General features: G+C 61.3%; 17 protein-coding genes, 1 tRNA gene and 2 pseudogenes. 8 read left to right on the top strand and 12 right to left on the bottom strand.

What is annotated here, in order from left to right; genetic code table 11:
- A pseudogene (locus tag FJ434_RS29315) lies at positions 1 to 187 on the top strand (integrase); the annotation flags it as partial.
- Between the two features lie 362 nt (positions 188 to 549).
- Here the strand turns inward: FJ434_RS29315 and FJ434_RS29310 are convergent.
- Entirely contained in the window at positions 550 to 1,467 is a 918-nt protein-coding gene (locus tag FJ434_RS29310) for an MBL fold metallo-hydrolase (RefSeq protein ID WP_140717358.1), read from the bottom strand.
- A gap of 423 nt (positions 1,468 to 1,890) precedes the next feature.
- Between FJ434_RS29310 and FJ434_RS29305 the strand changes: the two genes are divergently transcribed.
- Genes FJ434_RS29305 through FJ434_RS29290 form a run of 4 tightly spaced genes read left to right on the top strand, consistent with a single transcriptional unit; the run spans position 1,891 to position 7,409 of the window.
- The gene (locus tag FJ434_RS29305; RefSeq protein ID WP_140510879.1) at positions 1,891 to 5,688 is read left to right on the top strand and encodes a PAS domain-containing protein; all 3,798 of its coding nucleotides are present in this window, start codon (positions 1,891 to 1,893) and stop codon (positions 5,686 to 5,688) included.
- Positions 5,685 to 6,326 carry a response regulator gene (locus FJ434_RS29300; protein ID WP_140752132.1) on the top strand — a complete coding sequence of 214 codons (642 nt, stop codon included), beginning with the start codon at positions 5,685 to 5,687 and terminating at the stop codon, positions 6,324 to 6,326. The genes FJ434_RS29305 and FJ434_RS29300 overlap by 4 nt, the downstream gene beginning before the upstream one ends.
- A 2-nt stretch (positions 6,327 to 6,328) precedes the next feature.
- Positions 6,329 to 6,718, top strand: coding sequence for a response regulator (locus FJ434_RS29295; protein ID WP_140717352.1), 390 nt, complete (start codon positions 6,329 to 6,331; stop codon positions 6,716 to 6,718).
- Entirely contained in the window at positions 6,708 to 7,409 is a 702-nt protein-coding gene (locus FJ434_RS29290) for a response regulator transcription factor (RefSeq protein ID WP_140510873.1), read from the top strand. Before FJ434_RS29295 ends, FJ434_RS29290 begins: the two co-directional genes overlap by 11 nt.
- 137 nt (positions 7,410 to 7,546) lie before the next feature.
- On the opposite strand, the gene FJ434_RS29285 is transcribed toward FJ434_RS29290, so the two are convergent.
- From FJ434_RS29285 to FJ434_RS29260, 6 genes are all read right to left on the bottom strand, one after another.
- Positions 7,547 to 8,194 (bottom strand): hypothetical protein, encoded by a 648-nt coding sequence (locus tag FJ434_RS29285; protein WP_140752130.1) that lies wholly within the window; start codon positions 8,192 to 8,194, stop codon positions 7,547 to 7,549.
- Positions 8,195 to 8,288: 94 nt separating this feature from the next.
- Positions 8,289 to 9,041 (bottom strand): SDR family oxidoreductase, encoded by a 753-nt coding sequence (locus tag FJ434_RS29280; RefSeq protein ID WP_140752128.1) that lies wholly within the window; start codon positions 9,039 to 9,041, stop codon positions 8,289 to 8,291.
- 151 nt (positions 9,042 to 9,192) lie between these two features.
- Positions 9,193 to 9,573, bottom strand: a complete 381-nt coding sequence (locus FJ434_RS29275) for a cupin domain-containing protein (protein ID WP_246672930.1) — start codon at positions 9,571 to 9,573, stop codon at positions 9,193 to 9,195.
- A 129-nt stretch (positions 9,574 to 9,702) separates the two neighbouring features.
- Positions 9,703 to 10,533 (bottom strand): alpha/beta hydrolase, encoded by an 831-nt coding sequence (locus tag FJ434_RS29270; RefSeq protein WP_181166101.1) that lies wholly within the window; start codon positions 10,531 to 10,533, stop codon positions 9,703 to 9,705.
- Between the two features lie 226 nt (positions 10,534 to 10,759).
- Entirely contained in the window at positions 10,760 to 11,518 is a 759-nt protein-coding gene (locus FJ434_RS29265; protein ID WP_140510867.1) for an SDR family oxidoreductase, read from the bottom strand.
- A 72-nt stretch (positions 11,519 to 11,590) separates the two neighbouring features.
- Positions 11,591 to 12,352, bottom strand: a complete 762-nt coding sequence (locus FJ434_RS29260) for an alpha/beta hydrolase (protein ID WP_140752140.1) — start codon at positions 12,350 to 12,352, stop codon at positions 11,591 to 11,593.
- 428 nt (positions 12,353 to 12,780) lie between these two features.
- Between FJ434_RS29260 and FJ434_RS29255 the strand changes: the two genes are divergently transcribed.
- Positions 12,781 to 13,629 (top strand): ATP-binding protein, encoded by an 849-nt coding sequence (locus FJ434_RS29255; protein WP_140752126.1) that lies wholly within the window; start codon positions 12,781 to 12,783, stop codon positions 13,627 to 13,629.
- Positions 13,630 to 13,832: 203 nt separating this feature from the next.
- Here the strand turns inward: FJ434_RS29255 and FJ434_RS29250 are convergent, their stop codons facing one another.
- The 3 genes from FJ434_RS29250 to FJ434_RS29240 all read right to left on the bottom strand — a co-directional run bounded on the left by FJ434_RS29250 (position 13,833) and on the right by FJ434_RS29240 (position 16,482).
- Positions 13,833 to 15,404: a mechanosensitive ion channel family protein gene (locus tag FJ434_RS29250; protein WP_140752124.1), complete on the bottom strand. Its 1,572-nt coding sequence runs from the start codon at positions 15,402 to 15,404 to the stop codon at positions 13,833 to 13,835.
- A 279-nt stretch (positions 15,405 to 15,683) separates the two neighbouring features.
- Positions 15,684 to 15,905, bottom strand: a complete 222-nt coding sequence (locus tag FJ434_RS29245) for a DUF680 domain-containing protein (RefSeq protein WP_140752122.1) — start codon at positions 15,903 to 15,905, stop codon at positions 15,684 to 15,686.
- 501 nt (positions 15,906 to 16,406) lie between these two features.
- Positions 16,407 to 16,482 (bottom strand) — tRNA-Ile (locus FJ434_RS29240).
- Between the two features lie 134 nt (positions 16,483 to 16,616).
- Here FJ434_RS29240 and FJ434_RS29235 point away from each other — a divergent pair.
- Positions 16,617 to 17,327 (top strand): SIMPL domain-containing protein, encoded by a 711-nt coding sequence (locus FJ434_RS29235; RefSeq protein ID WP_140752120.1) that lies wholly within the window; start codon positions 16,617 to 16,619, stop codon positions 17,325 to 17,327.
- Between the two features lie 320 nt (positions 17,328 to 17,647).
- Here the strand turns inward: FJ434_RS29235 and FJ434_RS29230 are convergent, their stop codons facing one another.
- Both FJ434_RS29230 and FJ434_RS29225 read right to left on the bottom strand, forming a co-directional pair.
- The gene (locus tag FJ434_RS29230; RefSeq protein ID WP_140505183.1) at positions 17,648 to 18,022 is read right to left on the bottom strand and encodes a hypothetical protein; all 375 of its coding nucleotides are present in this window, start codon (positions 18,020 to 18,022) and stop codon (positions 17,648 to 17,650) included.
- A gap of 148 nt (positions 18,023 to 18,170) precedes the next feature.
- A complete protein-coding gene (locus tag FJ434_RS29225) occupies positions 18,171 to 18,617 on the bottom strand; it encodes a YcgN family cysteine cluster protein (protein ID WP_027146015.1) in 447 nt (148 codons plus the stop codon).
- Between the two features lie 196 nt (positions 18,618 to 18,813).
- Here FJ434_RS29225 and FJ434_RS29220 point away from each other — a divergent pair.
- Positions 18,814 to 19,252, top strand: a pseudogene (locus FJ434_RS29220) (flagellar motor protein MotB); the annotation flags it as partial.

The raw sequence follows: 19,252 nt of genomic DNA, 5'->3' as shown, positions 1-19,252 counted from the left end.
GGAATGCAACGTTCAGGCGCACGCCATCATGGAGGCAATGGGGCATTCCTCTATGACCGTAACGGACGACTACGTGCGTAAGGCAAACAAGAAGCGGATCGCGGTCGACATCGCTCGTGCGATCAATGAGCGCGAAGCCAAACGCGACGCCATGAAGCGACGAGCGGCCGTGCGAGTCGTCAAGTGATCGGATCGATCTGGAACAAAAGGTGACCGCCACAGCATACCCGGGCCCATAACGGGCCCAAAACATTTTGGGCCGAGGCCAGTTTTCATCAACGAAATCAATGGTTATGGTGGGCCCGGAGGGTGTCATCGATTGTTTGTTTTTGTTATGTTTTTCGCGGGCACATGGCAAACATTCTTTCCGTATCGTTCCTTATGGCTCCGCGACCATCGCGCCGGGGATCGACACCGACACTAGGCGTCAAACGTCTCATTCGGAGCCACCTGCGGATTGGCGAGTTCTGGCGCAAAAAAAGCAGACACAAGGGCGCGAACTCATTAACGCAATGAGTACGCGCCCTATAGCCCTAACCCAACAAGAGGTCAGTAATCCCAGAAGACTGGCACCCAACGAAAGACATCGCCGTCCATCGCCACATGGCCGACGGAGGGGAACGGCATATGCGTGGCCACCAGCAGCTCTCCGGTCTCCGCCAGCTCTCGCAAAAGTCGGGCCCGGACGCGAGCTGCCTCCTCGGGGTCGTGCTCGAAACCGTTGTGCCAGTCGGGGTGTTCGAATCCGACCGCGAACACGGCGTCGCCGGCAAACATCAGCCGGTCTTTGCCGGACGCCACGCGGACGATGCTGTGCCCGGGAGTGTGGCCGCCCGTTCGGGAGACGACCACGCCCGGCGCCACCTCGGATTCTTCATCGAATAGCCGCAGCTTGCTCTCATACTCCTTCCGGAACTGCTTGGCGGTTGCCCGAAGCGCGTCCGGGAAACCGGGCGGCATTGAGACCTGGGAGAAATCGGGCGACTCCCAGAATTTGACCTCGGCGGCCGCCACATGGATCCGCAGGTCCGGACGCAGGCGGTCTTTCACCCCGTCGACGAGCAGCCCGCCAACGTGGTCCATGTGCATGTGGGTAAGGACCACGTCGGTTACGGATCCAAGATCGATGCCGGCGGCCTCCAGTCGCTTGGTCAACTGCCCGGCCCGCGGCAAGTTCAACTCCGGGTCCAATCCCAGCCCAGCGTCGATGAGTATGGTCTGACCGCCGCTGCGCACCACGACTGCGTTCAACGCCCAGTCGAAAGCGTCCAGGGGCAGGAACATGTCGTTCAGCCAGGCCGCACGCGCGGCCGGGTCGGCGTTGTGCCCCAACATCTTGGTTGGAAGCGGCAGCACCCCATCGCTGACCACCAGCACGTCAATCTCGCCGACCCGCACCGCATAGCGCGACGGAACCAGCTCTTCAGGCCCCGTTCTGTCGGGGTGTGAGGTTTTGTCCAGGTTCATGATTATCTCCTGCTGACCGCCGCTTTAGACGCGGCATCGACGACGTATATCGAGGCGTGTTTGCGGTCGATTGTGTCGAGGGAGAGGGCGAGCCACACCACGGGATAGGTTGCGGGGGCATCGAAATAAACGACCGACGCGTCGGCTTCTTTTGCCAGCAAATGGCGACCCGCTTAGACAAGGTCGCGACCAACTGCTTGCCCTTCAGTATCCCTTCACCCTGGCTGCTTGGATCTTCACTCGGGACGTCTGGCAGCCCTGTCCGCAATGCCGGACCGGCCATATCTCATGGATTTCCATGAGGTGCGGCCGAGGCATGGTCAAGTTAAGCTGGCAAGCCAATTCGCCACCCAGATATCCAAGGATGAGTGCTACACAAGGCGCTGACGGTCTCCGGCTTTCTTTGCCCGGTAGGAGAAGACAATGACGACAGCGTTTAAGTCCATTGGCGGAACCAACTCCGAAGCGTTGCGAGCGGCTCGGATCATCGAAGGCGTGGTCGGCAACGCGTGGGCGACAGACGCCTCGGGCAAATTCACCTACGTGACGCCTGGTACGCTGACGCTTCTCGGCACAACGCTAGAGGAACTCAATTTGCCTTCGGAAGGGGGCGCGGTGGGTTGGAAGCGGCTGATCCATCCAGACGATTACGACGGCGCCGTCGCAATGTGGCGCCGCTGCCTGCAAACGGGTGACCATTACAATATGGAGCATCGCATATTGCGCGCTAGAGGTGCTTACGGTTGGAGCAGGAGCTCGGGGCAGCCGTTGCGCGATAGCACAGGTCGTATCCTTGCATGGTACGGCGCACTGATTGATGGCGATATTCCGTCCGCAGCCAAGGAACAATTCGCTGACGTCATCAGTGATGCGCTCGAAAGCAAAGCCGTTTCCGACGCTCCGCATTCACTGAACCTTGTCCATCCAGATGACCGGACTGCCGCAGCTCACGCTGCCGCCCGCGCCTTCTGGACGGGCGTTCCTCAGGTGACGAGACACCGGCAACTCCAAGCCGACGGCAGTTATCGTTGGAATGAGACGCGGTCAGAGCCAGGATACAGTGTGAGTGTCGATATTGACGATCTGGTGACGGACAGGGAGCCGCCCACCTCGGCAGAGTTGGACCCGTCGGTCGGAAACGACGCTGAACCAATTCGATCGGCGAAGATCGTTGAGAGCATATTCGGAAACGGATGGGCATTCGATGCGGCCGGCAGATGGATTTACCTGCATCCGTTTGCGCAGAACTCTCTTGGCGTGACGCTGGAAGATTTGAACGCTTCTTTGCACGAGGGGCATACTGCCTGGAAGCGCGTACTTCACCCGGACGACTACGAGCAGATCGCAGCCACTTGGCGCCACTGTCTCAGGACAGGCGATCCCTTCAATGTCGAGTTTCGCTTTCGGCGCGCGAACGGCCTCTATGTCTGGGCTCGAACCGCCGCGCGACCAGCACGCGACAGTCATGGTCGTGTCGCGGGATGGTATGGCATCGCGCTTGACAATGACGTCTACAAGAAAACCGTGACGGCGCTGCGTGGCCGTGAGCGGGAACTTTCTCAGCTCGTCGACATGGTCCCAGTCCAGATCAGGCGTCTGACGCCTGAAGGCGAGCCGACCTTCTTCAACAAGCGCTTGCTTGACTTCTTCGGTTTGGACGGCGTGGCGGATTTGGACAAGCCGGCGATGAGCCGGCTGACGGCGGCGATACAATCTCTCGTCCATCCCGAAGATGCGGCGCGCCTCCTGGAGACCGTCCGCCATTCCCTGGTTACCGGCGAGCCATACTCCATGAAGTATCGCATGCGCCGTGCGGATGGCGCGTACCGCTGGGTGGATGGACGCGGTGAGCCGCTGCGTGATCACGGCGGCGCAATCGTGCAGTGGTATGCAATTTCCATCGACATCGACGACGAGATGCGCGCGCAGCAAGCTTTGCGCGACCGGGAGCGGGAACTCTCACAACTTGTCGATATGGTGCCGAGCTTCCTCTGGCGCCTATCTGCGTCGGGCGAGCCGGTCTTCTTCAGCAAGCGAATGGTCGAGTTTCTCGGTCTCGATGTAGGAGAATACGAGAATGCGGCAGGAAATGGTCTGACAGCCGCCATAGCGGCGATCGTACATCCCGACGACGCGGCCAAGCTGGAAGCTGCCCTCAACCACTCCATCATCACCGGCGAGAGCTTCTCCCTGAACTACCGCCTGCGTCGCGTCGACGGTGTCTTTCGCTGGATGTCGGGTCGTGCGGAACCGATGCGAAACGAGGATGGGGCCGTCGTCCAATGGTACGGTCTTTCGCACGACATCGACGACCAAGTGAAGGCCGAAGAAGCGCTGCGGAAGGGCAAGCGGCAGCTGGAGCAAATGATTGACGCCGTGCCCGTGAATATCCTGAGCTTCGCCCCTTCAGGCAGGATCACCTACACCAGCAAGCGATATCTGGAGAAGGTCGGTTCACCACCCACGCACATCGAGGACTTCGATGCCCTGGCTCGGGACCTGGCCCACCCTGAAGATTTTCCGACAATGTTCCGGAGGGCATCGAATGGCTTTGCGACCGGCCAGCCTTTTGTGAACCGGTTTCGTCGGCGCGAGAAGGATGGCGTCTACCGCTGGATAGAAGCACGAGCGCAGCCGCTACGGGATGCCGATGGCGCGATCGTGCAATGGTACATGGCTTCAATCGACATCGAAGACGAGATGCGAGCGCAGGAGGCGTTGCGCGAAAGAGAGCGCGAACTTCAGCAGCTTGTCGATGCCTTGCCGGTCCACATCTGGAGCTGGACGCCCGATGGCAAGTTGGCCTACGTCAACAGGCGGTCTTTGGAGGATCTCGGCATCTCCGGGGCGAACTTCGAAGATTTCACCAGGGTGGCGCAAGAGCTGGTTCACCCCGAAGATGCTCCCGAGGTGCTCGCTACGTCGGCCAACTGCCTCAAAACTGGCAACTCCTTCATCATGCGATATCGCCGGCGTTGGAAGGACGGCAATTATCGCTGGATAGAGGGGCGTTGCGAGCCTCTGCGCGATCGAGACGGAACGATCGTGCGCTGGTACCAGGTTTCCATCGACATCGACGATGAGATGCGCGCACAGGTGGCGCTGCGCGAGAGAGAACGTTCGCTGTGGCAGCTGGTTGAAACGCTGCCGGTGATGATCGATTGCGCCGCGCCGAATGGCGAGCCGATATATCGCAGCCGTCAGCTCCGCGAATTCCTCGGATATGAGTTGGAGTCACTGGACGGCAAGGGAAAGTCCCGCCTGGCCGGCACGCTCGACGAAAGTGTTCATCCTGACGATTTGGCGGGTGTCAAAACGAACTATGCTCATTCGTTGGCCACTGGCGAACCGTATGCGCGGAGGCACCGTCTGCGGCGCTTCGATGGCGAATATTGCTGGGTCGATATGCGCGCAGCGCCGATGCGCAATGCCGAAGGGGCGATTGTTCAGTGGAACGTCGTCTGCCTGGACATCGACGGTGAAGTTCGAGCGCAAGAAGAGCTGCGTCTGGCGCAAGAGAGACTTGCACGTGCGAGCCAGGCGGCGAGTCTTGCCGAGCTTTCGGCCTCTATCGCGCATGAGGTGAACCAGCCTCTGGCGGCTGTCGTCGCCAACTCGTATGCCTGCCAGCGCTGGCTCACGGCCGAACCGCCAAATATCGAGCGGGCGCAGAAGACGGTGGAGCGCATTATCCGGGATGCCAACTCGGCGGCGGATGTCGTCAGCCGCATCCGCGCCTTATTCAAGCAGTCCGCAGACGCGATGGCCTACACAACACTCGGCAGCGTCATCGCGGAGGCGCGCGACCTCATCGCTGAAGAGGCGGCGCGGCGTCGTGTTCGTATGGACATCGATGTCGAAAGCGACCTGCCTATTGTCGCGCTCGATCGGGTGCAGATTCAGCAGGTTCTGGTGAACCTCATCCGCAATGGCATGGACGCGATGGACTCTGTTGCGGGCGACAGAGCTCTTGGACTTCGCGTGCGCCGGATAAGGGATGCGATCCAGATCGAAATCAGCGATCGTGGCCCGGGCATCGAGTTTCCCGACCGAATATTCGAGCCGTTCTTTACGACGAAAGAGCACGGCATGGGCATGGGGCTCGCGATCTGCCGTTCGATCGTCGAGTCGCACGGCGGACGGTTGTGGGTGGAGAAGAACGAGCCGCACGGAACGACGTTCGTCTTCACAATGCCCGTTGAAATGAAAGCGGCAGCATGACGACCCGCAATCACATGGTCTTCATCGTCGATGACGACGTGCGCATCCGGGAAGCGCTTGGTGAGCTACTAGAGTCGCATGGCATGCGCGCCATCGCGTTCGGATCGGCCGGCGACTATGTCCTGGCGGACAAGCCGGACGTCCCCGCCTGCCTCATCCTCGACGTGGAATTGCCGGACATCAACGGCCTCGATCTGCAGAAGCAAATCGCCGAAGGCGATCATCCGCCGATCGTCTTCATAACAGGGCACGGCGACATCCCATCCTCGGTGCGTGCTATCAAACACGGCGCCGTGGACTTCCTGACAAAGCCTTTCAGTGACGCGGACCTCATGGCCGCAATCCAGACGGCGATCGCCCAGGATCGGGAAAGGCGATCGGAGCGCGCCGAACTCGCCATGTTGAGGCAACGCTATCTAGAGCTCACGCCGCGCGAGCGCGACGTGCTGCCGCTTGTCGTGAGCGGTCTCCTCAACAAACAGGCCGCGGCTGAGTTGGGGATCAGCGAGGTTACGTTGCAGATCCATAGAAGGAAAGTGATGCAGAAAATGATGGCGGCGTCGCTCGCCAATCTCGTGCGCATGGCGGAACGATTGGAGATACCGATTACCCACTCTCGACGAGCGGGAGGGAGCTGAGTGTGAACAAGTTGCGACCTGTCGTGGCGGTTGTCGACGACGATCCCAGAGTCCTCGAGTCGCTGGAGGACCTCCTGGAATCCGCGGGCTATGTAGCTTGTTGCTTCTCTTCGGCGCGATCGCTGCTCGCCTGCGGACTGTCGGGCGTGGACGTGCTCATCACCGACATCGGAATGCCCGGCACGGATGGCTTCGAACTTCGCGACCTGGTGAAGAAGGCTCGTCCGGAATTGCCGGTGTTCCTTATCACCGGCCGCCACGAGATAGCGGATCAGTTTCGCGCACAGGGTATTAGCGGTTTTTTCCGCAAGCCTTTCGACGGTCAAGCCCTGCTTGCGGCGATCGCCAATGCCTTACGCTACGGGGAAATGGAGGGTAATCATGAGAGTTGACCAACCGCTGCAGCGCAGATCGGCGCCGTTGTCGCAGCGGAAAGGTGAAGCGGAGCAGCCGGTCGTCATTGTTGTCGATGACGATGCGTCTGTTCGCGAGGCGCTTTCGGAGTTGATCCTGTCGGCGGGATTCCAGCCAGCCAGCTTTGCCTCGACCCGCGAATTGCTTGGAGCCGGCATATTGGATAGTCCCGGCTGCTTGATCCTCGATGTCCGCATGCCTGGAGCAAGTGGCCTCGATCTGCAGCATGACCTGGCTCGAAACGGCAACTTCAAGCCCATCATCTTTCTGACCGGGCACGGTGACATTCCGATGACCGTCCAGGCGATGAAGGCCGGCGCCGTGGACTTTCTCACCAAGCCTGTGCGGGACCAAACGCTGCTTGATGCCGTGATTGCGGGCATTGCCATGGACGCCAGGCGGCGGGCGGAAGCCGCGGTGGTAATGCGCAATGTCGAACGCCTCGAGACGCTTACCCCACGCGAACGCCAGGTCCTGCGTGAAGTAGCGCATGGGCGGCTGAACAAGCAGATCGCGTTCGAGCTCGGCATAAGCGAGATCACCGTCAAGCTGCATCGCGGCAATGTCATGCGCAAGATGGAGGCGGCCTCCATCGGCGAGCTGATCCGGGCGTGGGAAACACTGCCCGCTCCGATGCGCGAGGCCGGCGCGGGCAAGACTTTGGCTTGAACGGGTCTGGGCGTCGACGGAGAGAACCGTCGTCGGTCAGGTCTGAGATCGAATTGGTGGACGCGATGAATCAACCGGACTGAGGCGATTCAGCTTCTCACGTAATGCCTGATCCGTTCCATATTTTTGTTTGCGGTCTATTCGTCGAAGGGTGTGTTCGAAACCATGTCGACGGAAGAAGGCACTCGATACCCAGGGACGTAGCGTTCACCGAAATCCCGAACGAAATTGTCATAGGTCGTTTCGGGCCTTGTCTCGGCGATGTGGCAGAAGCACCGTGTCATGCGCCGCTTCATGTCGAGCCGCGGGAACTCGCTGACGATCCTTGCGACCTCCGCGGCTGGAATGGTCTCATACTGCAGGCCTACGACATCCAGGCAGATCCCGGCAGTACAGAGCGCCACCTCCGTTTCCTTGTGGAGACCGATCGATGGTGTCGAGTTGAGGGCGACGCTATCCCAGATTAGTTGGGCTCGGCGCTCGTCGATGCCGGCTTGCCTCGCGAAGACCCGAGCCAGATCGGCGCCTTCAACTTCGAACCGACGCGGACCGTTGAAGCGCTCGTTAAGCGTAAGGTCGTGCAACAGCGCGCCGACGGCTACGACTTCCGCGTCGTAATCGATGTTGCGAAGCTGTCCCATCCGCTCCGCAAACATCCAGGACCGGATGACGTGATTGAAAAGATAAGGCTCACATTCCGCGCGGGCATAGTCGAGGGCGCGTTGCACCAACGGCGTGTCGGGAACCGAAATCCCTGCGAGCTCCCGACTGTTGGCGCTGTTCATCTTCCTGGTCTCCTCAGTGGATTTCGTGCAGCAGGGCGAGAAGTTCATTGTCCGGTGACGGCTGCGGTCATCGTCAAGAATCGGACATAAGCGATCATGTGAGGCCTAGACCTCCGTCGACGGCGACGACCTGCCCGGTCACCCATTCGGACGCCGGATCGGCGAGATGCAGAATCCACCTGGCCACGTCGTCCGGGCTGCCGCGTCGTCTGAGCGGTATCTGCGCGCGCTCCGCTTCCTCGATAACGGCAGCATGCTCCGGGGAGAGCCCCATCATGCCCGTCAGCGCGCCGGATTCGGTCGGGCCGGCAGCAACGGCGTTGACGCGCACCCCCTCAGGCGCGAGCTCGAGCGCCCAACAGCGGGTCAGATGCTCCAGCGCCGCTTTGCTGGCGGCGTAGTGGGAGAGGCCAGCACCGGGCTTGTGACCGAACGTGCTGGAGATGTTGATGATTGTTCCCTTCGTCGCCGTCAGATGCGGAAGTGCTGCCGCCGCCAGTAGGCTAGGACCGACGACATTGGCAGCAAACATGCTCGTGATCTGCTCAGCGCTAGCATCACGCAGGGGCAGGAGAGCACCGGCGCCGGCATTGTTTACCAACACGTCGAGGCGACCCCATGTGTCGATTGCCCTGGCGATGGTGCGCGGGGCATCTTCGGGCTTCGCGACGTCGGCGACGAGGCTGACAATATTCGGGTGCTCGGCGACCGTTTGCTTTAGCGGCGTCGCGCGGCGGCCGGTTACCATCACCTTTGCGCCTTGCCTGGCGAAGCCAATCGCCGTGGCGCGCCCGATGCCCGAGCTTCCACCGGTGACGATGACGACCTTGTTGTCAAATACGGACATGGCTTTGCTCCTAGCCGGCACGACGTGGCGACGTCAGATCGCGCAATTTTTCGATAAGCATCGCAGCCCTCCTTATCCTATCGACCGGACCGCCGAATGCTCCGCGGCGAGGTCTTCTTCCTGCTCGAACCGGTCCAGGAAAACCGGGCTTTCATTCGCCGTAGGGTGTGGTCAGTTCCTGCTCGTCGGTATCGACGACGAACACGGCGAGCAGCTTGGCAGGCTCAGACGCGCTGGCATTCTCGCTGACGCCGTGCCGGTCGCCCGGAAACTCGGAAAACCTCTCGCCGGCGTGATAAGTTGTGACCGGCCCATCGTTGACCTTGCTGCGGATCGCTCCTTCAAGCACGGTCGCGTAGATAAAGGCCGACTTTGGATGCGTATGTGCCGAGGAGGTGCCGCCGGGCTCGTACTCGACCAATACGGCGCGCATGCTCTTGCCTGGCACGTTGGGCAGCGGCTGGTCGTAGACGAGCTTGACGTTCTCGCCGATCGTATCGTGGGCAAGTGCCCCGCTTGCGAGAATCGTTATGGTTGCTGCACTGCAGAGGAAGGTCTTGATCACTTGTCTGGCTCCAGTCGCGGTTTGATGTGATTGGGGGCCGCCGGCCGGAGGGGAGGACGGCCGGCGGCAGGCTCTCGCTGGCGGTATGGCGTGAGCCTATGACTTGAGGAAAGCGAGAATGTCGTTGTTCACCAGTTCGGCATGGGTCGTGCACATGCCGTGCGGCAGGTTCTCGTAGGCCTTGAGCGTACCGTGCTTCAGGAGCTTTGCGGATAAAGGGGCGGAATCCGCGAACGGCACGATCTGATCATCCGTGCCGTGCATAACGAGAGTTGGAACGTCGATGATTCTGAGGTCGTCGGTGAAATCGGTTTCCGAGAAGGCCTTGATGCCGTCGTAGTGCGCCTTGGCGCCGCCCATCATGCCCTGCCGCCACCAGTTCTGGATGACGCCCGGGATCGCTTTCGCGCCCGGCCGGTTGAAACCGTAGAAAGGCCCTGATGGGAAATCGATGTAGAATTGCGCCCGGTTGTCGGCGAGCGACTTGCGCAGCCCGTTGAACACCTCGATTGGAAGGCCGCCAGGATTTGCCGGCGTCTTTACCATGATCGGCGGCACTGCGCCGATGAGGACGAGCTTCGCGGTGCGCGCCTTGCCATGGCGGGCGACGTAGCGGGCCGCTTCCCCGCCGCCGGTCGAGTGGCCGATATGGATAGCGTCCCTCAAGCCGAGATGCTCGATCACCGCCGCCGCATCGGCAGCATAGTGATCCATGTCGTGACCGTCGCTCACCTGTGCGGAGCGGCCGTGCCCGCGCCGGTCATGGGCGATGGCGCGATATCCTTGGTCGACGAAAAAAAGCATCTGTGCGTCCCAGTCGTCGGCGCTGAGCGGCCAGCCATGGTGGAAGACGATCGGTTGGGCATCCCTCGGACCCCAGTCCTTGTAATAGATCTCAGTGCCGTCCTTGGTGGTAATGGTGCTCATCGTCATTGGTCCTTTGTCTGGTCTGGGAGAGGGAAGGTATTTCGCCCGCCCTGCTTGCGCGGGCGCAGCTATGGAGAGGCCGGTTGCCACGGTGACCGCGAGTGCGCCTAACAAGATGTCGCGGCGCGATGCTCCGGCGGAGGAGGAAAAGTCGTCTTTCATCGGCTCACTCTTTTCGCGTTGAAGCTGGACGGCGCGTCATCGGGCGATGCGCGACCGCGGTGGATCAGGGTCGTGTGAGCGGGGCGTGGGCGAACCAGTCCTCGAAACGGATCGCTCCGATGCGTGGATGATCACCGGGGACCAGCGAGTTGTCGTCCAGTTCCGTGCCGAAATAGCGCGCGTGGGGATCCCCGATCACCTTGCGCGGATCGTTCGCCGCCCTCAGGAACCGAGCGACGAGATCGCTCATGCGGATAGGCTCAGGCCCCGCGATCTCGATGGTGCCGTTGATCGGGGCGGAGAGCGCGACTTCCGTCATGGCGTCGGCCACGTCGTCCGATGCGATCGGCTGAAAGTAGGCGGACGGAAGAGTTACGGTATCGCCGACCGTTGCCGACTGGGCGATGCCGCCCAGGAATTCGAAGAATTGCGTCGAATGAACGATGGTGTAGGGAATTCCAGACTCCCGGATCAGCTTTTCCTGCGCCATCTTGGCGCGCAGGTAGCCGCTATCGGGCAGGCGCTCGGCGCCCACGATCGAGAGCGCGATGTGGTGTTTGACGCCGGCCGTCTTGCCTGCCGCGAGGAGGTTCCGTCCGGAGGTCTCGAAGAATTCCAGAACGGCCCTGTCCTCGAACGAAGGCGAATTTGCGAGATCAATGACGACCTGCGCTCCGGCGAGAGCTACCGTCAGGCCCTCGCCCGTGACGGTGTTGACGCCGCTGTTCGGTGAAGCAGCGAGCACTTCATGCCCCTTCTTGCGCAGCCTCTCGACGGTCTTCGAACCGATGAGTCCTGTGCCGCCTATGATGACGATTTTCATATCTAATCTCCTGTCTTGCGTGCTGAATTGCGTTGCGGAACGGAATGCCGGCCGTTGCGGGCAGCCGGCTCTTCACCGAACTGAGGCGGCTTCCTCGATGAGCGCGGCGACCTCGTCGGAATGCGAAACCATCACTGCGTGGGAAGCACCCCCAACGACCACGGTCTTCACGGCATGCGCGCGTTCAGCCATGAACTTCATGACCGCAGGCGGGATGTTTCGATCGGCTGAGCCATAGATCGCGTACGAGGGGATAGTCTTCCATGAAGCGGCGCCGGATAGCTCCGCCAGAGCGGCTTTGGCGACGGGACGTTGGGTCGCCGCCATCAGGCTGGCCTCGGCCGACGGTATGTCGGCCGCGAACTGCTCGTGGAACTTTTCCGACTGAATATAGAGGTCCTGGCCTCCGTCAGGCTGCGCCACTGGCAGAAGCGCGTCGCCCAGCGTGCTGCCGGGGAATCTTGCCGAAAGCGTGAGGCTGGACTCGCCGGTCTCCGGCGCAAACCCGGCCACATAGACCAGCGCCTTCACATTGCTCTTTCCGTTGGCTGCCTCGGTGATGACCGGCCCGCCATAGGAATGGCCGACCAGCACGACCGGCCCCGAGATCGAGCGGATGACGGCCGAAACCGCCGCTGCATCGCCCGCGACGCTGCGAAGGGGATTGGCCGCAGCGATGGCTTTGTAGCCGTCCTTGTTGAGGTCGGCGATCACCGCGTTCCAGCTCGACGACTCGGCGAAGGCGCCATGCACAAGCACGATTGTCGGCTTGATCCGCCGGCCCGCGGGTTGGCCCATGGCGTCACCCGAAGCGGCAAACGCCGCGGCGAGCATCAGAATTCTCGTAATCTTTTGCACTTTCCTTCTCCTTTGCGACCGGGACGTGACCAGCTGCAGGGAAGAATGCTCCGAGCCTGTGTGCCGAACTATTCTACGGGGGGATCGGTCTTCCGATGCGAAGGTCTAGGGCGGATGCATTCGGAGACTGGAAATCCTGGCCGACGAAAGGCAAAGGGCAGCACGAGGCATCGATCGGTCAGACGATCAGGGTAAAGTGGGCGGCGGCCGAAGGGGACGGCTGAAGAGCGAAACGCCACATGAGAGGCATAGGCCAATACTGCTGGGCGTTGTAGGCCGGGAGTCGGACAAGCAGACGACCGACTTTGTGAAGTCCTGGACACCGATCGAACCGACTTAGTCCAACAAGATCTGCAGCACGGCATATACCGCAGTATGGTCGACCCTCTTCCTCGATCCAATCGATGGCAAAGGCCCGTCGAAATAGCGTCCCTGGAGACAGAGGCCGTTGCCGAACAGACGAGGCTGAGGTGCTAAGCGCAGAGATAAAGGCCGACCCAGCGGGCGGGCATGCCCGTGACTCATCCGCCGAAGCCGCCCGGTACGACCTGCACACGAAGCCGCCGACAGCCGGCGCCGTTCACGATCTGGGCAATCTTATCCAGATCGCGTTATCCGCGCTCAACCGCATCGCACGGGACCCTAACGTCTCGGTGGCTCCCGCGCTCGAACCCGTGATCGGCAGCGCCAGGACGGCCTTGCTGCGGGCCGGCGCGCTTGTCCGGGAGACGATAAGCAGGGCTCAAGAGAGCCATCCCGAGATTGACGAAACCGACGTTAGCGCTTGCCTGACCGAGGTCGAGGCCCTCATCCGGCATGCTTGCGAGCCGCACATCCAGCTTGATGTCAGTGTCGGGTCCGGCCTGCCTCGCGCGAAATGCGATCGCTTGGGTCTGCAGAATGCGGTCTTGAATCTCGTATTCAACGCGCGTGACGCAATGCCGGACGGCGGTTTGATCTCGATCGACGCCACCGCCGTTCAAGGCCATGCCGCTCTTATCGAGCTTCGTATCGTCGATAGAGGTATCGGAATGACGCAGCAGACCGTTGCCCGCGTCTTCGAGCCATTTTTCACCACGAAGGGCAAGGGCCTGGGCGGTGTCGGCTTGCCGATGGTGAAGCATTTCGCCGCGGAGCACGGCGGAAGCGTCGAGATCGAGAGCATCCTGGGGGCTGGCACGACCGTGGTCCTGCGAGTGCCGGCAGTATCGTCGGAACTCGACGCCGGACAAACCAATCGACCTGCCTTGTGAAGGCTGAGCGCTTGCAAATGGACGCGAAGGCCACGGAAATATGAGAAGACCCCGCCCGTCCTCAGCCTGGTGGTAGGCGGCTGCCAGCGCACCATGAGGCAGATCCTCTCGATGTCGCTATGATTTGACCTTCGCCGAGTCGCGCGCGCCAAACATAAAGTTCCGTAGCCGCATCCGTGGAAAGCAATTCTTCTTATCCTGAACTAGGCGTTTTTGCTCCGTGGGATGGTCATCGCCTCCTCCCTTCTTGCGAGGCCCGCGTCCCGGTGTTCCAAAAGGCGTCCGAGCGGAATGTCGCGAAAGACCGTCTGAATGGCCTTGATCAGCGCGGATCTCGAGCGCGCGTGCTGCTGCTCCGGAGCGCCGCTTTCGCCTGAAGCTGACATGCCGGTCGCCAGTACCGCCGCGAGGTCTTCGGCCATTTCGGGCCGGGCGACCAGCAAAGGAGCGAAGCTTGTCTGGTCTATTTCGTACACCACGACATGGGTCAACGCTCGCAATGTCGACGTCTCGCCAATGCCGGCCAGCAGACCTGTCTCGCCGAAGAAGTCGCCGGGCGCGAGACGACTGATATCCTGCATGCGAGTATCGTCCTCGCCCAGTTGCCGGGCGATGATGCCTGCTCGAACGATCATGAGCGACGGCAGCATCTCTCCCTCTCGTGCAATGATGTCGCCCTTTCGGTAGGTGCGGACCGAGGTCGTCGCGGCAAGGGCCTCCTGCTCGTCGTCCGTCAGCGTTGAAAAAATCGGTATGGCCCTTATTAGGTCAATCGGGGTGACGCTCGGCGGCCTCGCCGTCTCTTCAGTCGGCAGTTTGCTGACGGCGATCGACGACGGAGGTGCCGCAAGCAGCAGGCCGGTGGACTTGGCGTGGCGGTAGACGAGATCGAAGACTTCATTCCGCGCTGCTATTCGTCGGCCTACATTCTCGACATGAACAAGCAAATCGATCTCGATCGCCACGGCGTTCAAATCCCGAACAACCACCAAGGGCGCCGGTTCTTTCAAAATAGAGTTGCAGCTCAGCAAGGCTGAACGCATCACGTCCACCACGATGGCCGGCATTTTTGTGGGCGCGATTCTTATGCTGAAAGCGATTCCGTGTCTCTCGTCTGGTCTGCTCATATTGGTCAACGCAAGCTTGGCCAGAAAGCTATTCGGAAGTGCAACGACGTTGTGGGCCCAGGTGAGCACCTGAGTCGATCTCCAGCTGGTTTCCACGACGCGGCCTTCGGTGCCGTCACTCAAGACGATCCAGTCCCCAAGCACATAGGGGCGGCCGAGGTTTAGTGCGATGCCTGAAAACACGTCGCTTAGCGTATTCTGCAGGGCCAGTCCAAGGATGATGGCAAAGACGCCCGAGGTGGCGATGAGGGTTCCGACCGGCACGCCGAAGACGAAAGCGAGGACCGACAGCAGCATTCCAACATAGACGACGCCGACGACGTGGTCCTGCAAGAGCCGTGCCTCGCGTGGCTTCCCCTCGAAGACGAGAAAGATGCGGATGAAACCGATCAGCGCCCATGCGAGATGAACCCACCACAGCGCTTTCGCCACCCCGAAGAGTATCGCTCGGGCGGTTGTCTCACCGCTCCGAGTTAGCTCGTACGGTACGACGGCCCCGTCAAGAGGTAGAACCGACATTGTAAGGAAGAACGCAATCTGAACGATCAGCCTTGTGTTGGAGAGACTCTGCGGAATGACGTACCAGACAACAATTCCAGCGACGCCCACCAGAGCCATGTAGAGAGGAGGAGCGATCCACCAGTTCATGACCAATCCGCTTCGACTTAAGCCTCAACCAATGCTTCCAATCCTGAACGCAACGAGGCCGCCTTAGGCCATGCGCTCGATCACATGACAGGTGCAGCACCGACTACGACCCTGTGCGATCCGAGCTTTCTCGAGCAGAATCGGTGGCCACATTGTTCTTCTCAACGATCCCCGGTTATCGAGTGCGGCAAGCGCCGCTGCGCCTCGATCAGGCCTAGTATCGGCATGAAGGCCGCTCGATCTGGAGAAAGACCGAGCGGCCCTATAGCTATTTTCAGTCTAGTGCCCCCAAATACCCTGTCCGTATTTGTCGTTAGGCGTGATGGGCTTTCGTACCGTTTGACCGGCGTCATGCTTGGCATGTCCGTCGAGCATCTCGATCGAGGAGGTATGCAACTTGTCGGCAGGAGTCGCCTTTTCCGACCCGTAGTGGTCGCTGCCGGCAAGAGCGGTTCCGACAGAAACGACAAGAGAGGCGGCAGCAAGTGCGATGAGCTTCATTCTTCTTCTCCAACGTTGGACACTGCGCCGGAATGATACGGAACAGGCCACAGCCAGACGATCAGACGACCGAATGATTGGACACATACAGAAGCATTGGATAGCACTGGCCGAAGACCAGGGAACGATCTCGCGGTTGATTGACCGCTTGCGTGTTCCACTGGCAGACCCTGGCAGCGCGACCGTGCAGATCAATGTAGGTCACGTTTTTTGAGTCGTGTACGGCGGGCAAGAGGGAGGCTCCCGACGGTTGTGCGCTATAGGATCAACATCATTAGACAGCCGATACTCTGGAACGAACGCCGGCCATCCGCGGCTACTAATCTTGACTGAATGCAAAAGTGCCGATTTCGGCGAAACGCAACAACGGTCGTCGCTCAAGTTCAGCGCTCGCGATGCGTAAAAAACGCTTCGAGGTTCTTCAAACTCGAGGGGGTTCGAGTCCATATTGTGGGCAACTCTCAAAAAACATAGCGAAACTAATGGGTTACGTGGAAACTTTGGTGGGCCCGGAGGGACTCGAACCCCCAACCAAGCGGTTATGAGCCGCCGGCTCTAACCATTGAGCTACAGGCCCCACGCGGGCTGGATTAATGTTTTTTGCATCGCGGCACAAGGCTTTACCGGCGGGCTTTCGCAGATCGCCCAAATCAACCCATAATCGCGCTCTACGCGCCCCCTGCGACCTGATCGCAGACCAAGGAGATTTTTATGACCAGACATCTTTTGCCCCTCGCGCTCGCCGCTGCAATCGCTTTTCCGGCGATGGCTGGAGCCACCGATCTGCCGACGCCGCCCCGCATCATCGTGTCCGGCGAAGGCGAAGCAACCGTGGCGCCCGATCTGGCGATCCTGACGCTCAGCGTCATGCGCGAAGCCAAGACGGCGCGCGCCGCACTCGACGCCAACAATGACGCTATGGCCGCCGTGATCGCCGCGATGAAGGCCGCCGGCATCAAGGATCGCGACCTGCAGACAGCGGGCATCCAGATTAACCCCCGCTACAACTACACCAACAAGCCGGACGGCGGCCAGGACGCCGAACTCATCGCCTACCAGGTGACCAACACGCTCTCGGTGCGGGTGCGAGACGTCGACAAGACAGGCGAGATCCTCGACAAGGCGGTGTCGCTCGGCGTCAACCAGGGCGGCGGCATTGCCTTCACCAACGACAATCCGGAGGCCACCGTCACCGAGGCGCGCAAGAAGGCGGTCGCCGACGCCGAGGCCAAGGCCAAGACGCTGGCCCAGGCGGCGGGTGTCAGTCTCGGCCGGGTGCTTGAGATCACGGATCAGAACATCAGGCCGGCGCCGATGCCGATCAACGCCAAGGCGTTCGACGCGGCGGCCGGCGCGGCTCCGGTGCAGGCCGGCGAGAATTCCTACAATGTCCAGGTCACCGTTACCTTCGAACTGAAGTAACCGGCTGAGTCGATGGCCGGTCCTGCCGGCCATCGGTCACCCCTTGGCACGCATGAAAAACCCGCGGGATCGCTCCCGCGGGGTTTTTTCGAGCCGCACCCGTCCGATAGACAGGGACCCTGCTACTCCAGGCTGATCTTCGCAGACCATCATGCCCCCAGACCGACCATCGCAGATGGCGTGTCCAGACCGACCATCTAGAGGATCTCCCGGCCAATCCTCGCAGAGGATTATGCCGCTGCTAATCCTCGCAGAGGATCATGCCGCTGCTAATCCTCGCAGAGGATCATGCCGCTACCAATCTGCGGAAGATCATGTCTTCAGCGATAGATGACCGGGCAACCGCGTTCGTTGGCGAACACGACGACGATGCGGTCGCCGTACTGACGGCCCATCACCTTGACCACACGGCGGTTGACATCGACGATGCGGGCACGGTGCAGCCCCATGCGCTCGGCCTTGTCGAGGGCGCGGTCCGGCGAGCAGCCGCGGCGCCAATCGTCGCGGCGCCAATCGTCGCGGCGCTCGTCCCGGCGGTGGCGATAGCCGTCATCATCGCCGGTATAGACGCCGAAGCGCGGGTCGTTGTTGTTGCCGAAACCGAGATAGAGGCTGTCGGCGTGGGCGGGGATGGCCGCCAGAGTGCCGAGGCCGACCAGAGCCGAAAGCGCTGCCGTCTTTATGGTGGTATACATGGTTCTCTCTCCTTGTCGCGGGCTCGCGCCCGTCCTCGTGAAACCGATGGCGGGAGAATGCACTGGCCTGTCTGAACTATTTACGAACTCGCTGTTCATCCGCGGTTCATGTGATGCGGCGGGCAAAGCGCCGGCCCCTCTGCGCGCGTCAGGGTTCGTCGTCGAGCATGTAGTCAAAATAGTCTTCCGGTTCGGCAAGGTCGGTCTCGCTCGCCTTGACCCGGCCGCGCATCGAGATGCCGGCCTCATGCACGGTTTCGGCACTGCCCGAGACCAACCGGTGCCACCAGTAAAGGTCGTGGCCCTCGGCCACCAGCCGGTAGGCGCAGGTGCTGGGTAGCCAACTGATGGTGCGCACATTCTGCGGCGTCAGGCCGACGCAATCGGGAACACGCGCCAGCCGGTTGGCATAGTCGGCACAGCGGCAGCTTTCGGCGTCGAACAGCCGGCAGCCGACGCTGGTCCAGTAGATTTCGCCGGTGTCCTCGTCCTCGAGCTTCGACAGGCAGCACTTGCCGCAGCCGTCGCAGAGCGATTCCCACTCGGTGGGGCTCATCGCTTCCAGCGTCTTGGTTTTCCAGAACGGCGTTTCCATTTCCGGCATGTGGCCCCAGCCGCTGACAAGGTCAAGCGCGACAACAGCCGGAATAGGGCGGAACCCGGCCGAATGACATGAAGTTGCCTTCAAAAGGCCGGCCAATAGCCCTGTACGCCCCCTAACCATGGGCAACTGGAACCAATTTCCTCAAAAGCGGTTTCGGCAAGGATGGGACCCCACAAGGAGAATTTCGATGAAACGCCAACCACGGATTCTGGCAGGCACAGCCCTTGGCCTGTTGATGGCATCCGCGCCGTTAGGCGCGTCCCCGCTTCAGGGGACAGCCGCGTTCGGCCCCATGGAAAGCGGGGGGGCACCGCTGATCATCCTGGCGCAGGACACGCCCACTGACCAGGGGCAGAGCGACGAGGAACAACTCCGCAAGAAGAAGCGCGAGCAGAAACAGCAGACGGAATCCGCCCCGGCCGCCCAGCAGCCCGCCCCCGCGGCCGAGGAACAGCAGCCACGCAAGAAGAAGCGCGACCAGCAGCAGCAGGCCGAGCAGGCTCCCGCCGGCGAGGCGGCCCCCGCCACAGACGAGCAGCAGCCGCGCAGGAAGAAGCGCGACCAGCAGCAGCAGGCCGAGCAGGCTCCCGCCGGCGAGGCGGCCCCCGCCACAGACGAGCAGCAGC

It is taken from the genome of Mesorhizobium sp. B2-5-13 (assembly GCF_006440535.1).
GTDB lineage: Bacteria > Pseudomonadota > Alphaproteobacteria > Rhizobiales > Rhizobiaceae > Mesorhizobium > Mesorhizobium salmacidum.
Note: the sequence above shows the minus strand (reverse complement) of the source record. Positions and strands in the feature narration are given on the sequence as shown.

Bases quoted from the DNA above. Each gene is read 5' to 3' on its own strand.
- FJ434_RS29290 (WP_140510873.1), top strand. From the start codon at position 6,708: ATGAGAGTTGACCAACCGCTGCAGCGCAGATCGGCGCCGTTGTCGCAG.
- FJ434_RS29280 (WP_140752128.1), bottom strand. From the start codon at position 9,041: ATGTCCGTATTTGACAACAAGGTCGTCATCGTCACCGGTGGAAGCTCG.
- FJ434_RS29250 (WP_140752124.1), bottom strand. From the start codon at position 15,404: ATGAACTGGTGGATCGCTCCTCCTCTCTACATGGCTCTGGTGGGCGTC.
- FJ434_RS29305 (WP_140510879.1), top strand. From the start codon at position 1,891: ATGACGACAGCGTTTAAGTCCATTGGCGGAACCAACTCCGAAGCGTTG.
- FJ434_RS29255 (WP_140752126.1), top strand. From the start codon at position 12,781: ATGGCAAAGGCCCGTCGAAATAGCGTCCCTGGAGACAGAGGCCGTTGC.
- FJ434_RS29260 (WP_140752140.1), bottom strand. From the start codon at position 12,352: ATGCTCGCCGCGGCGTTTGCCGCTTCGGGTGACGCCATGGGCCAACCC.
- FJ434_RS29270 (WP_181166101.1), bottom strand. From the start codon at position 10,533: ATGAGCACCATTACCACCAAGGACGGCACTGAGATCTATTACAAGGAC.
- FJ434_RS29235 (WP_140752120.1), top strand. From the start codon at position 16,617: ATGACCAGACATCTTTTGCCCCTCGCGCTCGCCGCTGCAATCGCTTTT.
- FJ434_RS29310 (WP_140717358.1), bottom strand. From the start codon at position 1,467: ATGAACCTGGACAAAACCTCACACCCCGACAGAACGGGGCCTGAAGAG.
- FJ434_RS29225 (WP_027146015.1), bottom strand. From the start codon at position 18,617: ATGGAAACGCCGTTCTGGAAAACCAAGACGCTGGAAGCGATGAGCCCC.
- FJ434_RS29300 (WP_140752132.1), top strand. From the start codon at position 5,685: ATGACGACCCGCAATCACATGGTCTTCATCGTCGATGACGACGTGCGC.
- FJ434_RS29230 (WP_140505183.1), bottom strand. From the start codon at position 18,022: ATGTATACCACCATAAAGACGGCAGCGCTTTCGGCTCTGGTCGGCCTC.
- FJ434_RS29285 (WP_140752130.1), bottom strand. From the start codon at position 8,194: ATGAACAGCGCCAACAGTCGGGAGCTCGCAGGGATTTCGGTTCCCGAC.
- FJ434_RS29245 (WP_140752122.1), bottom strand. From the start codon at position 15,905: ATGAAGCTCATCGCACTTGCTGCCGCCTCTCTTGTCGTTTCTGTCGGA.
- FJ434_RS29265 (WP_140510867.1), bottom strand. From the start codon at position 11,518: ATGAAAATCGTCATCATAGGCGGCACAGGACTCATCGGTTCGAAGACC.